General features: G+C 73.3%; 4 protein-coding genes. All 4 read right to left on the bottom strand.

Features of this window, described 5'->3' with window-relative positions; genetic code table 11:
- Window positions 1-6 precede the first annotated feature (6 nt).
- The 4 genes from OG344_RS23555 to OG344_RS23540 all read right to left on the bottom strand — a co-directional run bounded on the left by OG344_RS23555 (window position 7) and on the right by OG344_RS23540 (window position 15,203).
- Window positions 7-1,308 carry a pyridoxal phosphate-dependent aminotransferase gene (locus OG344_RS23555; RefSeq protein WP_405084934.1) on the bottom strand — a complete coding sequence of 434 codons (1,302 nt, stop codon included), beginning with the start codon at window positions 1,306-1,308 and terminating at the stop codon, window positions 7-9.
- Window positions 1,295-2,659, bottom strand: a complete 1,365-nt coding sequence (locus OG344_RS23550; protein ID WP_405084933.1) for a KamA family radical SAM protein — start codon at window positions 2,657-2,659, stop codon at window positions 1,295-1,297. Before OG344_RS23550 ends, OG344_RS23555 begins: the two co-directional genes overlap by 14 nt.
- A 99-nt stretch (window positions 2,660-2,758) precedes the next feature.
- Window positions 2,759-3,694 carry a proline iminopeptidase-family hydrolase gene (locus OG344_RS23545; RefSeq protein ID WP_405084932.1) on the bottom strand — a complete coding sequence of 312 codons (936 nt, stop codon included), beginning with the start codon at window positions 3,692-3,694 and terminating at the stop codon, window positions 2,759-2,761.
- 61 nt (window positions 3,695-3,755) lie between these two features.
- Window positions 3,756-15,203, bottom strand: a complete 11,448-nt coding sequence (locus OG344_RS23540) for a type I polyketide synthase (protein WP_405084931.1) — start codon at window positions 15,201-15,203, stop codon at window positions 3,756-3,758.
- Between the last annotated feature and the right edge of the window lie 6 nt (window positions 15,204-15,209).

Raw genomic sequence — 15,209 nt, 5'->3', positions numbered from 1 at the left:
CGAATTTCAACGTACACCGGCGGAGAACACGGCGGCACCCTTAGCGACCCCAGACGAGACGAACACCGACAGCTTTTCCTCGAGCAGGTCGAGTTCGTCGCGGATATGCGGCAGGGAAAGGGGCCGTTCGGCGTAGAGCGCGGCCTCGCGCTGTTCCGCGGTCTGGCCGTAGAGCATGCTGGTCGCCGCGCGGAAGCGCAGCGCGCCGGGGTCGTCGCCGAGGTGGTGGCCGCCGAGCACCGCCACCCCGAAGTCGTCGAGCAGCACCCGCTGCAGGGACGCCGAGTCGGTGACGCCGTGCCAGTCGAGCCTCTCGCGCAGCGGTCCGAAGTCCGGGTAGACGTAGAAACCGCCGGTCGGCGGGCGGCACAGCGCGCCCGCGCCTGCCATGATCTCGTGGACGGCGTTCGCCACGACGCCGTGCAGGCGGGTGTCCGCGGCGATGCGGCGCACCACCTCGGGCGGCTCGGCGAACACGTACTCCGCCACGGCCTGCATGGGGCCCGCCAGGGTCGACCAGATCTCGCTGGCGACCGCGAGCACCTCGTCGCGGATCCGCTCGCCCCACGGGCCGGACGGGAACCGGGCGGCGCCGATCCGCCAGCCGCCGAGCGCGATGCTCTTGCTCAGGCCGGTCAGCACGATCGTCCGGTCCGGCACGACCTCCGCCGGGCTCAGCACCGGGCGCCAGGGGTCGTGCACGATGTCGCGGTAGATCTCGTCGGAGAGGATCAGCAGGTCCTCGCCCTCGGCGATCTCGCACAACTCGCGGACGAGGGCCGGCGAGGCGACCGTGCCGGTCGGGTTGTCCGGCGTGGTGAGGACCAGGATGCGGGGGTTGTGCCCGGAGGCGCGCGCGGACCGGATGGTCTCGCGCAGCGCCTCCGGCTCCGGCACGCCGCCGCACTCGTCCGGGATCGGCACCCCGAACACCTTCTTGCCGGCCAGCCGCGCCTGCGGCGCGTAGGTGACCCAGGACGGCCTGGCCAGCAGGACGTCCCCGGGGAGCACCAGTTGCAGCGCCATCAGCAGCGGTTTGCTGCCCGGCGCGAGCACCGTCTGGTCGGCGTCGGTCGGCATGCGGCGGCGAGTGAAGTAGCCGGCCACCGCCGCGAGTGCCTCGGCGGAGCCCGCCACCGGTCCGTACGCGTTGCGCGACGCGCCCTCCAGCAGGCGGGAGACCAGCGGCCGGAAGACCGGCAGCCGTGACTCGCCGAAGCCCAGGTGCACGATGGCGGCGCCCTCGGCTCTGCGCCGGGCGACGAGTTGGTCGAGCGCGAGGTTCGGGGAGACGCTACGACTGGGCATGGGCCGCCTCCCTCGTCCACCGCCCGATCCGGGCCGCCCCGCCGTCGATGGCCGTCATGATGTCGTCGGGGGTGTCCGGGTCGAGTTCGAGCTCGGTGAGCCAGGCGGCCGTCGGCGAGTAGTGCGCCCGGAAGGGACGGCCGACGAGCGACGGCTGGCGGGCCTGCATGAACCGCAGGCGGAAGTAGCGGCCCTGCGGGGTCTCCTCGACCCCGTCCACGATCACCTTGCCGGGGGTCGCGGACATGACCGGTCCGCGCACCGTCCGCGCGAGGCCGGGCAGCGTGCGGAACGCCCCGTGGAAGATCTCCACCGAGCGGGCGAGCGGCACCCGGAAGTAGGCGTGCGGCCCGGTGTCCCGCTCGACGAACTGGTAGTACGGCACCGCCCCGGCGGCGAACTCCAGCCGCCAGAGCCGGGCCCAGGTGTCCACGTCGTCGTTGACGTACTTGATGAGCGGGGCCTGGCAGTACACCACCGCGCCGGTGCCGCGGATCCTGGCCAGCGCGGTGCGCGCCTCGTCGGTCTCCAGCTCGCGGGGGTGGCTGTAGTGCGCCATGACCGCGAGCGTCCGGCCCGAGGCCACCACCCGCTCGAACAGCCGCAGGAGGTCGTCGGCGTCGGGGTCGGTGGTGTACCGGTACGGCCAGTAGGCGGGCGACTTGCTGCCGATCCGGATCGTGCGCACGGTGTCCACGGCGAGCAGCGGCTCGATGTGGCCGCGCAGCCGCTCCGTCGTCATGATCATCGGGTCGCCGCCGGTGATCAGCACGTCCGAGACATCGGGGTGCCGGCCGAGGTATGTGATCAGCTGGTCGGGGTTCGGCGCGGCGAAGCGGAGGTCCGCGTCGCCGACGAACTGCGCCCACCGGAAGCAGTAGGTGCAGTAGGCGTGGCAGGTCTGGCCCTGGCTCGGGAAGTACAGGACCGTCTCGCGGTACTTGTGCTGGAGGCCGGGGATCTGCACGTCGCCCAGGGTGGGCACGTTCAGCTCCTTCTGCCCGGACGGATGCGGGTTGAGGTCCGCGCGGATGGTCCGGACGGCCTCCTGGAGGCGGCTCCGGTCGCCGGTGGCGCTGAACACGGACAGGATCCGCTCCTGCTCGTCCGACAGCATCCCGCGCTGCGGGAACACCAGCCGGTAGATCGGGTCGTCGGGGACGCGGGTCCAGTCGATCAACTGGGACAGGACGTAGTCGTTGACCCGGAACGGCAGGACGAGCGAGATCAGCCGGATCGCCTCGCGGGCGTCGCCGGAAAGCCCGTACCTGTCACCGATCTCATCGATATGACGAGGGCCGTAGGCGCGAAATCGCCCGACCTCCAAGGAACTGCCAGCAAGCAGCGTCATGCCGAAGTTCCTCCGATCTTCTGAGTCTGCTTGTTGCGAGCACTTGACGATAAATAGAATTCGGTCACCCGGTATACCCCTAATTATTCGTGCAGGCCCTTAGAAATCGCCTGCCCGCACGGGCGTCGCAGCGCGGTCCGGGACGCTCTCCAGGAACTCCCGGACAACCCGCAGGAAACGCTCCGGCTCCTCCAGATGCGGCAGGTGGCTGGAATCCTCGAAAATCTGCCAGCGGACGTCGGGAATGAGATCGGCGAACGGCTGGACGGCGGCCGGAGTCACCTCGTCGTGCCTGCCGGAGATGAGCAGCGTGGGCACGGCGATGTCGGGGCAGCAGTCGACGACGGAGTAGTCGCGCAGCGTGCCGTTTACGTGGAACTCACTCGGCCCGTTCATCGTGTAGTAGACGGCGGGGTCGTCGTGGATCTCCATCAGGGAGGCGATGAAGTCCCTGGGCAGCGGGTCGAGACGGCAGACGTGCCGGTCGTTGAAGACCTTCACGGCCCGCACGTACTCCGCGCTGTCGGTGGTGCCGGCCTCCTCGTGCCGGGTGAGCGTCTCCGCGACGTCCGGCGGGAGCGCGCGGCGCAGCACCGCCAGTTCCCGCAGCCACAGGGGGTACGACGCCGGGGAGTTCGCGATGACCAGCCCGCGCAGGCCGGCGGGCCGCGTCGCCGCGTGCCGCGCGGCCAGCACGCCGCCCCAGGAATGGCCGAGCAGCGTGTAGTCGCCGGCGATGCCGAGCGCGACCAGCAGATTCTCCAGTTCGTCCAGGAACAACTGGGGAGTCCAGAAATCGGCGCCCCGGCCGGGCAGGCGGGTCGAGCCGCCGTTTCCCAGCTGGTCGTAGTGGACGACCGGACGGCCGTACCCGGCGAGCTCGGCGATATTGCGCAGGTAATCGTGGGTGCTGCCGGGACCGCCGTGCGCGACCACCAGAGGCGGCACGCCCGCCCGCAGATCGCCGGTCACCCGATACCACGTCCGGTATTCACCGAAGGGCACGGTGCCCTTCGCGTTCGGCGCGAGAGCCATTGTTATTCCTCGAATCAGCCGGAACTCGGATCAGCTGGACCCGAATAAATCGAAACTCGGCTCAGCCGGAAATGGACTGCAGCCATTCGTCGACGACCCGCGCCGTGACATGCGCGCGTTCGTCGATCATGGTGAAGTGGTTCGCCTGCACCTGCCGTACGGTGTGGGCCGCGTCCCACGACGTGGCCTGCCACCCGTCCTCGGGCTCGGGGCCGAGGAACGACTCGGTGCACTGCGCGAACAGCACCGGCGCGGACACCGTGCCGATGTCGAGGTCGGGCAGCATGTCGAACCAGCAGCCCATGCCGGACAGCCGGGCGCTGTCGAAGCCGCCGAACATCTCCTCGACGTCGAACAGGCCGGCCGCGAGCCGCTGCATCGGGATCGCCTGCCCGGCGCCCTCGTGCAGCTTGAAGGTGTCGAGCAGGACCAGGCCGCTGGGCGCGGTCCCGTACCGCTCCTCCAGGCACGCGGCGGTCGCGTGGGCGAGGGTGCCGCCGGAGGAGTAACCGAGCAGCACGAACGGCTCGCCCCCGGCCGCCGCGATGACGGCCTCGGCCAGCGCGAGCACGCCCGCCTCCGGCGTCGCGGGAAGGCTGTCGCCGGCCGTGAATCCCGGCGTCGGGATGGCCGAGACGTGCCGCGGGGTGAGGTGCCGTACGAGCCGGGCGTGCTGGTGGACGCCGCCGGTGACCATCGGCGTCGACAGGCAGATCAGCCGCGGCCGCGCCGGGCCGTCGGCGAGCTGCACCGCCGGGATCGGCCCGCCGAGGTCGGCCGGGGTGCTGAACTTCGGCCGCAGGTTGGACACCGCGCGCAGCAGGTCGAACGCCCCCGCCACCTGGTTGTCGGTGATCGCGGCGCGGAACAGGGCGCTCAGCGTGTCGGGCGCCCGCTCCCCCGCCGCCGGCGTGGCCGCCGCCCCCGGCGCGGGGGCGCCGGCCGGCGTGACCGCCATCTCGTCGTGCAGGTACGCCGCCAGCTCCCGCGGCGTCTTGCTGTCGAACACCACCATCGGCGGCAGCCGCAGGCCGGTGGCCGCGTTGAGGCCGTTGCGCAGCTCCATCGCCGACAGCGAGTCGAACCCGGACTCCAGGAAGTCCTTGTCGAGGTCGACGTCGGCCGCCCCGGCGTGGCCCAGCAGCACGGCGGCGACCCCCCGCACCAGGTCCTCCAGCGCGGCCTTCCGCTCCGGCTCGCCGAGACCGGCCAGCCGGTCGCGGAACGCGCCCGGGTCGGCCTGGCCGACGCTCGCCCGGCGCCGCCCCGTGCCGGCGAGGCCGCGCAGCAGCGCCGGCGGCTCCCCGGGGCGGGAGCGGAGCGCGGCGCGGTCGACGCTCAGCGGCGTGAGCGCCGGGTACGGCGACGCCAGCGCCGCGTCGAACAACGCCAGGCCCTCCTCGGCGGTCAGCGGCGGCAGACCCTGGCGGCGGAGCCGGTGCAGGTCGGTGTCGCTGAGCCACTGGCTCAGCCCCGTGTCCACGTCCCAGAGGCCGAACGCCATCGCGGTGGCCGGCAGGCCGCTCGCGTGCCGGTGGACGGCCAGGGCGTCCAGGAAGACGTTGGCCGCCGCGTAGCTCGCCTGCCCGGCGGCGAGCACCTGGCCACCGGCCGAGGAGAACAGCGCGAACGCGGTCAGGTCCAGGTCGCGGGTCAGCTCGTGCAGGTGCCAGGCGGCGTCCGCCTTGGGCCGCAGCACGCCGTCCAGCCGCTCCGGCGTCATCGTGGACACCAGGCCGTTGTCGCCGATCCCGGCCACGTGCACCACGCCGCCGAGCGGGTGCTCGGCGGGCACGCCCGCCAGCAGCCCGGCCAGCTGGTCGCGGTCGGAGACGTCGCAGGAGGCGACGGTGACCGTCGCGCCGTGCGCGGACAGCTCGGCGACCAGCTCCGGGGCGCCCGCGGCGGCGAGGCCGCTGCGGCTGGTCAGCACCAGGTGCCGTACGCCGTGCCGCACCACGAGATGCCGCGCGACGAGACTGCCGAGCCCGCCCGTGCCTCCCGTGACGAGCACGGTGCGGTCCGGACGCCACGGCGACTCCGGCGCTTCGGCCGCCGCCGGGACGGGCACCAGCCGCGGCACGCCGGCCACGCCGTTCCGCACGATCACCTCGGGCTCCCGCGACGCGACCGCCTGGGCCACCACCGCGGGAGTCTCGGTGCCGTCCAGGTCGAGGATGGTGAACCGGCCCGGGTTCTCCGCCTGCGCGGCCCGCAGCACACCCCAGACCGGCGCCAGCCCCGGGTCGACGGTGAGCGCGGCGGGCGCGGCGTCCGAGGTGACCACGACCAGCCGGGCGTCGATCAAACGCTCGTCGGCGAGCCAGTCCCGCACCATGGTCAGCACGGCGTCCGCCGCGCCGCGGACGCCGGCCAGGACGTCTCCGGTCTCCGGGGCGGGGCAGCGGAAGATCGCCACCTCCGGCGCCGCCGGGAGGGCGGCCAGCCCGGTGACGTCGTCCACGACAGGGATGCCGAGGCCGAACTCGTCGCCGCCGACCGCCACCCAGGCGTCGGTGGCCGGTTCGGCCCGCGTGCCGGGCAGCTCACTCCATTCCGGGCGCAGCAGCGTTTCAAGCCCGCCCGGCCGGCTCGCGGCCAGCTGCTCCGGCGAGATCGCCCGCAGCGTCAGGCGCTCGACCGAGGCGACCGGCGTACCGGCCGGATCGGCGATGTCCAGCGCCAGCGTGTTCTCACTGAGCCAGGTCAGCCGCACCCGCAGGGCCCGCGCGCCCACCGCGTGCAGCGCGACCCCGTGCCAGGCGAACGGCAGCAGCGTGCGTTGCGCGTCGTCCGCCTCGTCGGGTACGGCGAAGCTCAGCCCGTGCATGGCGGCGTCGAGCAGCGCGGGGTGGAGTCCGAAGAGGGTGGCGTCCTGGTGTTCGTGGTCGGGCAGGGCGACTTCGGCGTACAGTTCCTCGCCGTGCCGCCAGGCCGCGCGCAGTCCCTGGAAGGCCGGGCCGTAGCCGTAGCCGCGCTCGTTGAGGATCGGGTAGGCGTCGGTGAGGTCCACCGCGGTGGCCTCGGCCGGAGGCCACTGGCTCAGATCCGCACCGGCCAGGTTCGCATCGGTCGTGTTCGTGGTGGCCGAGCCGGGGGCCAGGATGCCCTCGGCGTGCAGCGTCCAGGGCAGGTCGGCCGGGGCCTGCGCGGCCCGCGAGTAGATCGCCACCGTACGGCGACCGTCGTCGTCGGCGGCGCCGACCACCACCTGCACCTGCACCGCGCCCTCACCGGACCCGGCCGCCGGCAGCACCAGCGGCGCCGCCAGCGTCAACTCCTCCACCTGGCCGCACCCTGTGTGCTCGGCCGCATGCAGCGCCAGCTCCACCAGACCGGTCCCCGGCAACAACACACTCCCGAACACCTGATGATCGGCCAACCACGGATGACTCCGCACGGACAGCCGGCCGGTGAAGACCACCGCGTCCGAGTCCGGCGCGGGGATCGCGGCGCCGAGCAGCGGGTGCTCGACCGTCGCGAGCCCGGCCGACTCCGCGTTCACGCCGTCGCGGTTCGGCGGCACCCAGTAGTGCTGACGCTGGAAGGCGTAGGTGGGCAGGTCGACCCGGGTGGCGCCGGTCTCGGCGTAGAAGGCCTGCCAGTCGACCGGCACGCCGGCGGTGTGCAACTGACTCAGGGCCGCGACGACCGTGCCCGGCTCGGGGCGTCCGGCCCGCATGGTGGCCGTGAAGACCGCGCTGTCTGCCTCGTCGAGGGTCTGCTGGGCCATCGCGGTGAGCACCGCGTCCGGGCCCAGCTCGACGAACCGGGTCACGCCCTGCTCAGCCAGGGTGGTCACGGCGTCGGCGAACCGCACCGCACCCCGCACCTGACCCACCCAATACTCAGCGGTCCCGAACTCGGTGTCGGCGAGGCCGCCGGTGACCGTGGACACGATCGGGATCGACGGCCGCCCGTAGTCCAGGGACTCCGCCACTTCGGCGAAGTCGGCGAGCATCGGCTCCATCAGCTGGGAGTGGAAGGCGTGGGAGACCCGCAACCGGCGCGTCTTCCTCCCCTGCTCCGCCAACCGCGCCGCCAAAGCCAGCACCGGGCCCTCCTGCCCGGACACCACCACCGCGCGCGGCCCGTTGACCGCCGCGATGTCCACCCCGCCCGTCAACAGCGGGATCACCTCGTCCTCGGTGGCCTGCACGGCGACCATCGCCCCACCCGCAGGGAGCGCCTGCATCAACCGGCCCCGCGCCGCCACCAGACGGCACGCGTCCGGAAGCGACAACATCCCCGCCACATGCGCGGCGGCCAGCTCACCCACCGAATGACCGACCAGGTAATCCGGCCGCACCCCCCACGAGGTCAGGAGGCGGAACAGGGCCACCTCCACCGCGAACAACCCCGCCTGCGCGTACGCCGTCTGATCGGCCGCCTCGGCGTCGGAGCCCCAGATCACCTCCCCCAACGGCCGATCCAGATGCGCATCCAGCGCGTCCGCGACCGCGTCAAACGCTTCGGCGAACACCGGGAACGCCGCGTGCAGCTCCCGGCCCATGCCCAGGCGCTGGGCGCCCTGACCGGTGAACAGCACACCGACCTTCCCCGAAGATCGGGCGACACCCTGCACCACCCCAGGAACGGTGCGGCCCTCCGCCACCGCCGCCAGCCCCGCCAACAGGGCGGCCCTGTCCCCACCGGTGACCACCGCACGCCGCTCGAACGCCGCCCGCGTCATCGCCAGCGACAACCCGACATCCGCGACACTCAGAGCGGGGCGGTCCTGCACGAAGCCAAGCACCCGCGCCGCCTGACCGGCCAACGCGTCCGCCGTCTTCCCCGACACCACCCACGCCACCGGCGTTGCGGCCTCTGGCTGCGAGTCGTCGGCGCCATCGGCGAGCACCACACCCTGGACCATGTCCGGAGAGGGTGCCTCGGTGGGAGTGACATCGGCTGCGGCGAGGTCGGCAGGGGGCTGCTCGATGATGACGTGGGCGTTGGTCCCGCTGATACCGAACGACGACACCGCCGCCCGGCGTGGACGGTCCACCTCCGGCCACGGCATCGCCTCGGTCAGCAACCGGACCTGACCGGCCGACCACTCCACGTGCGGGGACGGCTCGTCCACGTGCAACGTCCTCGGCAGCACCCCGTGCCGGATCGCCTGCACCATCTTGATGACCCCGCCCACACCGGCCGCCGCCTGCGCGTGCCCGATGTTCGACTTCAGCGACCCCAGCCACAACGGCCGATCCTCCGGGCGCTCCTGCCCGTAGGTCGCGAGCACCGCCTGCGCCTCGATCGGATCACCGAGGGAGGTTCCGGTGCCGTGACCCTCGACCACGTCCACGTCGCTCACCGACAACCTGGCGTTGGCCAGCGCCTGGCGGATCACCCGCTGCTGGGAGGGGCCGTTCGGTGCCGTGAACCCGTTGGACGCGCCGTCCTGGTTCACCGCCGAGCCCCGGATCACGGCGAGCACCCGGTGCCCGAGCCGGCGCGCGTCCGACAGCCGCTCCATGAGCAGCAGTCCGGCGCCTTCCGCCCAGGCCGCGCCGTTGGCGCCGGCCGCGAACGACCGGCAGCGGCCGTCCGGCGACAGCCCCCGCTGCCGGGAGAACTCGATGAACATGGCCGGTTCGGACATCACGGTGACTCCGCCGGCCAGCGCCAGGGAGCACTCCCCCGACTTGAGCGCCTGACCGGCCAGATGCAACGCCACCAGCGACGACGAACACGCCGTGTCCACGGTGAGGGCCGGTCCCTCCAGCCCGAGGGTGTAGGCCACCCGGCCGGAGACGAGGCTGCCGCCGCTGCTGCTGGCGACGCCGACGCCCTGCCCGTAGTCGTGGTACATCACCCCGGCGAAGACCCCGGTCCTGCTGCCGCGCAGCGCTCCCGGGTCGATGCCCGCGCGCTCGAACGCCTCCCAGGAAGTCTCCAGCAGCAACCGCTGCTGCGGGTCCATCATCACCGCTTCGTTCGGAGAGATCCCGAAGAAGCCGGGGTCGAACTCCGCCGCGTCGTACAGGAACCCGCCGTGGCGGGCGTACGTCTTGCCGGGGACGCCCGGCTCCGGGTCGTAGATGCCCTCGACGTCCCAGCCGCGGTCGGCGGGGAACTCGCCCACCGCGTCGACGCCGTCGGTGACCAGCCGCCACAGGTCCTCCGGCGAGGCCACCCCGCCGGGATACCGGCAGGCCATGCCGATGATCGCGATCGGCTCGTCGTCGAGCGGCGCCCGCACGGCGACGCCGGCCTCGTCCCGCGTGCCGCTGAGCGTCTCGCCGATGTGCTCGGCCACCGCGAGCGCGCTGGGATAGTCGAAGACGAGGGTCGCGGGCAGCCGCAGCCCGGTGGCCTCGCCCAGCACGTTGCGCAGTTCGACCGCGGACAGCGAGTCGAAGCCGAGCTCCTGGAACGCGCGGTCCGCCTCGATCGCGTCGGCCGAGGTGTGGCCGAGCACCGCCGCGACGGTCGACCTCACCAGGTCGAGCAGCGCGGCCGAGCGCTCCGCCTCGCCGAGCCCGGCCAGCCGCTGCCGCAGCGCCTCGCCGCCGCCCGAACGGGCCGCCTGCCGGATCGGCACCCGCACGAGGCCGCGCAGCAGGTGCGGAAGCTGCTCCGGCTTGGCGCGCAGGGCCACCGGGTCGATGCGCAGCGGCACACGTACGGCGCCGGGGGCGGCGAGGGCCGCGTCGAAGAGGGCCAGACCGTCCTCCGCGGTGAGCGCGGGATAGCCCATGCGCCGCATGCGGGTGAGGTCGGCGTCGCTGAGCAGCGCGCCGAGACCGGCGTCCACACCCCACAGGCCGTACGCCATCGACGTGGCGGGCAGGCCGCAGGCGTGCCGGTGGGTGGCCAGCGCGTCGAGGAAGACGTTCGCGGCGGCGTAGTTGCCCTGACCGGCGGCGAGGACCATGCCGCCCGCCGAGGAGAGCAGCACGAACGCGGCCAGGTCGAGGTCCTTGGTCAGCTCGTGCAGGTGCCACGCGGCGTCGGCCTTCGGGGCGAGCACGGCGGCCAGCCGTTCCGGGGTCAGCGCGCCGACGAGGCCGTTGTCGGCGACGCCGGCGGCGTGCACGACGGCGGTCAGTGGACGCTCCGCCGGGATGGCCGCCAGCACCTCGGCCAGCGCGTCGCGGTCGGCGGCGTCGCACGCGGCGATGGTCACCTCGGCGCCGAGCGCGGTGAGCTCGTCGCGAAGCTCCGCCGCGCCCGGCGCGTCCGGGCCCCGCCGGCTGGTGAGCACGAGCGAGCGCACGCCGTACGCCGTGACCAGGTGGCGGGCGAGCAGCCCGCCGAGGCCGCCGGTGCCGCCGGTGATGAGCGCGGTGCCCTCGGGGTCCAGCGCCGGGGCGGTCGCCTCGGCCGGCCGCGGGGGCCGCGTGAACCGGGGGACGAAGACCTCGCCGGCCCGGATCGCGGCCTCCGGCTCGGCCGACGCGACCGCGGCGGCGACCGCGCCGGGCGAGCCGGGGTGGTCGTCGACGTCCAGCAGGGCGAACCGGCCAGGGTTCTCCGCGATCGCGGCCCGCACCAGGCCCCACACGGGCGCCTGGGCCAGCGCCAGGTCGCCGGCCTCCCCGGTCGCGACCGCGCCCCGGGTGACCACGACCAGCCTCGCGTCGGCGAACCGGTCCTCGGCCAGCCACTCCTGCACGATCTCCAGCACGGCGGTGGTCACCGACCGGACGCCGGACGGAACGTCCGCGGCGGGCGCGTCCGGCGCCTGCCAGACCACGGCGCCGGGCACGACGGCCGCGTCCGCGAGCACCCGGAGGCTCTCGACGACCGGCACGCCGTCGGGGAACGGGCCCGTGCCCAGAACCGCCCAGTTCGTGTCGTCCGATGCGGCCGGCGACGGGCTCCACTCGATGCCGAACAACGCCTCGTCGGCGACGTCCCGCGTCGCGCTGAGCTGGTCGGCCGACACCGGCCGGGACACCAGCGACGCGACCGTGAGCACAGGCCGGCCGGTCGCGTCGGCGACGTTCAGCGCCAGGCCCCGGGTGGCCGACGGCGTGAGGCGTACCCGCGCCGCGGGCGCGCCGGTGGCGTGCAGCGACACGCCGCCCCAGACGAACGGGAGGACCGTCTCGCCCTCGCCCCGCCCGTCGCCGTCCACCAGGATCGCGTGCATCGACGCGTCGAGCAGGGCGGGGTGGAGCCCGAAGAGGGCGGCGTCCTGGTGCGCCTGGTCGGGCAGGGCGACCTCGGCGAACAGGTCCTCGCCGCGCCGCCAGGCCGCCCGCAGCCCCTGGAAGGTCGGGCCGTAGCCGTAGCCGGCGGCGAGCAGCTCCTCGTACGCGCCCCGCACGTCGATCGGCGTCGCGCCCGGCGGCGGCCACTGTTCGAGCGACTCCCCGCGGACGTCCGGTCCCTCGGCCAGCACACCCTGGGCGTGTACGGTCCAGCTCTCCGCGTCGTGGTCGGGGCGGGACCGCACCAGCAGCGGCCGCCGGCCGGCGTCGTCCGCGGCCCCGACGACGACCTGCACCGCCAGGCCGTCGCGGTAGGCGCCCTCCGGCAGCACCAGCGGCGCCTGGAGGGTGAGCTCCTCCAGGATCGGGCAGCCGGCCTTGTCCCCGGCGTGGACGGCCATCTCCACGAATCCGGTGCCCGGCAGCAGGACGTTCCCGTAGACCTGGTGATCGGCCAGCCACGGGTGGGTGTGGACCGACAGCCTGCCGGTGAGGACCAGGCCCCCGGAGTCGGGCAGGGGGATGACCGCGCCGAGCAGCGGGTGCTCGACGGCCTCCAGCCCGGCGGAGGACAGGTTGCCGACGTAGTCGGCCGCCCAGGACTCGGACAGGTAATCGTAGGTGTCGAGCCAGTAGCGCTCGCGCTGGAAGGCGTAGGTGGGCAGGTCGACGCGGGTGGCGCCGGTCTCGGCGTAGAAGGCCTGCCAGTCGACCGGCACGCCGGTGGTGTGCAGCTGACCGAGGGCGGCGACGACGGTGCCGGGCTCGGGCCGCTCGGCCCGCATGGTGGCGGTGAACACCGCGCCGTCGGCCGCCTCGTCGAGGGTCTGCTGGGCCATCGCGGTCAGCACCGCGTCCGGGCCCAGCTCCACGAACCGGGTCACCCCCTGGGCGGCCAGCGTGGTCACCGCGTCGGCGAACCGCACCGCGCCGCGCACCTGGTCCACCCAGTATCGCGGGGTACCCAGCTCCTCACCGGCGAGGGCGCCGGTGACCGTGGACACGATCGGGATCCGCGGCGCGTCGAACGACACCGTGCCGGCCACCTCGGCGAAGCCGGCCAGCATCGGGTCCATCATGTGGGAGTGGAAGGCGTGGGAGACCCGCAGCTGGCGAGTCTTGCGTCCCCGGTCGGCGAACTGTGCCGCGAGGGCCATCACCGGGGCTTCCTGTCCCGAGATGACCACCGCGCGGGGGCCGTTGACGGCGGCGATGTCCACCCCGCCCGTCAGGAGGGGGGTCACCTCGTCTTCGGTGGCCTGGACGGCGACCATCGCCCCACCGGGCCGGAGCGCCTGCATCAGCCGGCCCCGGGCCGCGACCAGGCGGGACGCGTCGGCGAGCGACAGCATCCCGGCGACGTGCGCGGCGGCCAGCTCACCGACGGAGTGACCGGCCAGGTAGTCCGGCCGCACCCCCCACGACTCAAGGAGGCGGAACAGCGCCACCTCGACGGCGAACAGTCCGGCCTGCGCGTACGCGGTCTGGTCGGCGAGACCGGGGTCGGCGCCCCAGATCACCTCACGCAGCGGCCGGTCCAGATGCGTGTCCAGTTCGGCGACGACGGCGTCGAAGGCTTCGGCGAACACCGGGAAGGCCGCGTGGAGTTCGTGGCCCATGCCGAGGCGCTGGGCGCCCTGACCGGTGAACAGCATGCCGATCTTGCCACCGGAGCGGGCGATGCCCTGCACCACCCCGGGTGCGGTGCGGGTCTCGGCCACCGCGGCGAGCCTCGCCAGCAGGGTGGCGCGGTCGCCGCCGGTCACCACGGCCCGCCGCTCGAAGGACGTGCGCGTCGTCGCCAGCGAGTAGCCGATGTCGGCGATGCCGAGTGAGGGGTTGTCCTGCACGAAGGCAAGCGCCCGGGCCGCCTGCCCGGCCAGCGCGTCCGGCGTCTTGCCCGACAGCACCCAGGCCACCGGGGCCGTGCTCTCGCCCTCGCCCTCGATCGGGGTGGGGGCGGGGGCCTCGGCGACAGTGACATCAGAGGCGGCGAGGTCGGCGGGGGCCTGCTCGATGATGACGTGGGCGTTCGTGCCGCTGATGCCGAACGACGACACCGCCGCGCGGCGGGGGCGGTCCACCTCCGGCCACGGCATCGCCTCGGTCAGCAGTTCGACCTGGCCGGCCGACCACTCGATGTGCGGGGACGGCTCGTCCACGTGCAGCGTCTTGGGCAGCACCCCGTGCCGGATCGCCTGCACCATCTTGATGACCCCGCCCACACCAGCGGCGGCCTGGGCGTGACCGATGTTCGACTTGAACGATCCCAGCCACAGCGGCCGCTCCTCCGGGCGGTCCTGCCCGTAGGTCGCCAGCACCGCCTGCGCCTCGATCGGATCACCGAGAGTGGTGCCGGTGCCGTGACCCTCGACCACGTCCACGTCGCTCACCGACAAGCGGGCGTTCGCGAGCGCCTGGCGGATCACCCGCTCCTGCGACGGGCCGTTCGGAGCGGTCAGCCCGTTGGAGGCGCCGTCCTGGTTCACCGCCGTACCGCGAACGACCGCGAGCACCCGGTGGCCGAGCCGCCGCGCGTCCGACAACCGCTCCACCAGCAGCACACCACAGCCCTCGGCCCACGCCGTGCCATCCGCCCCGGCCGCGAACGACCGGCACCGCCCATCCGGCGACAACCCCCGCTGGCGAGAGAACTCGATGATCGCCTCCGGCGTGGCCATCACCGCCACACCACCCACCAACGCCAGCGAACACTCCCCCGACTTGAGCGCCTGCCCGGCCAGATGCAACGCCACCAGCGACGACGAACACGCCGTATCCACCGTCACCGACGGGCCCTCGAACCCGAACACGTACGACACCCGGCCCGAAGCGATGGATCCGGTGTTCGCGTTCGCGGCGTAGTCGTGATACATCATCCCGGCGAACACCCCGGTCGCCGACCCCCGCAACGCGCCCGGGTCGATGCCCGCCCGCTCCATCGCCTCCCACGAGGTCTCCAGCAGCAACCGCTGCTGCGGATCCATCACCAGCGCCTCGTTCGGCGAAATCCCGAAGAACCCCGCGTCGAACTCCGCCGCCTCGTGCAGGAACCCACCCGACTTCACATAACTGGTGTTCGGCCGCTCCCCACTCGGATCGAACAACCCCTCCACGTCCCAGCCACGATCAGCCGGCCAATCCGAAATCGCGTCCACACCATCGGACACCAGCCGCCACAAATCCTCCGGCGAGGTCACCCCACCCGGATAACGGCACGCCATTCCGATGATGGCGATCGGCTCATGCTGGGCGGCGATGATTTTGCGGTGCTCGCCGCGGAGCCGTTCCGTCTCCTTCAGCGAGGCCCGTAGCGCCTCGACCAGCTTGACGTCGGAGTCACTCATCGCCAT

It is taken from the genome of Microbispora sp. NBC_01389, from assembly GCF_045040095.1.
Classification (GTDB): domain Bacteria; phylum Actinomycetota; class Actinomycetes; order Streptosporangiales; family Streptosporangiaceae; genus Microbispora.
Note: the sequence above shows the minus strand (reverse complement) of the source record. Positions and strands in the feature narration are given on the sequence as shown.

What these genes read in the sequence shown, in the direction of transcription:
- OG344_RS23555 (WP_405084934.1), bottom strand. Translation starts at nt 1,308, where the DNA reads ATGCCCAGTCGTAGCGTCTCCCCGAACCTCGCGCTCGACCAACTCGTC.
- OG344_RS23550 (WP_405084933.1), bottom strand. Translation starts at nt 2,659, where the DNA reads ATGACGCTGCTTGCTGGCAGTTCCTTGGAGGTCGGGCGATTTCGCGCC.
- OG344_RS23545 (WP_405084932.1), bottom strand. Translation starts at nt 3,694, where the DNA reads ATGGCTCTCGCGCCGAACGCGAAGGGCACCGTGCCCTTCGGTGAATAC.
- OG344_RS23540 (WP_405084931.1), bottom strand. Translation starts at nt 15,203, where the DNA reads ATGAGTGACTCCGACGTCAAGCTGGTCGAGGCGCTACGGGCCTCGCTG.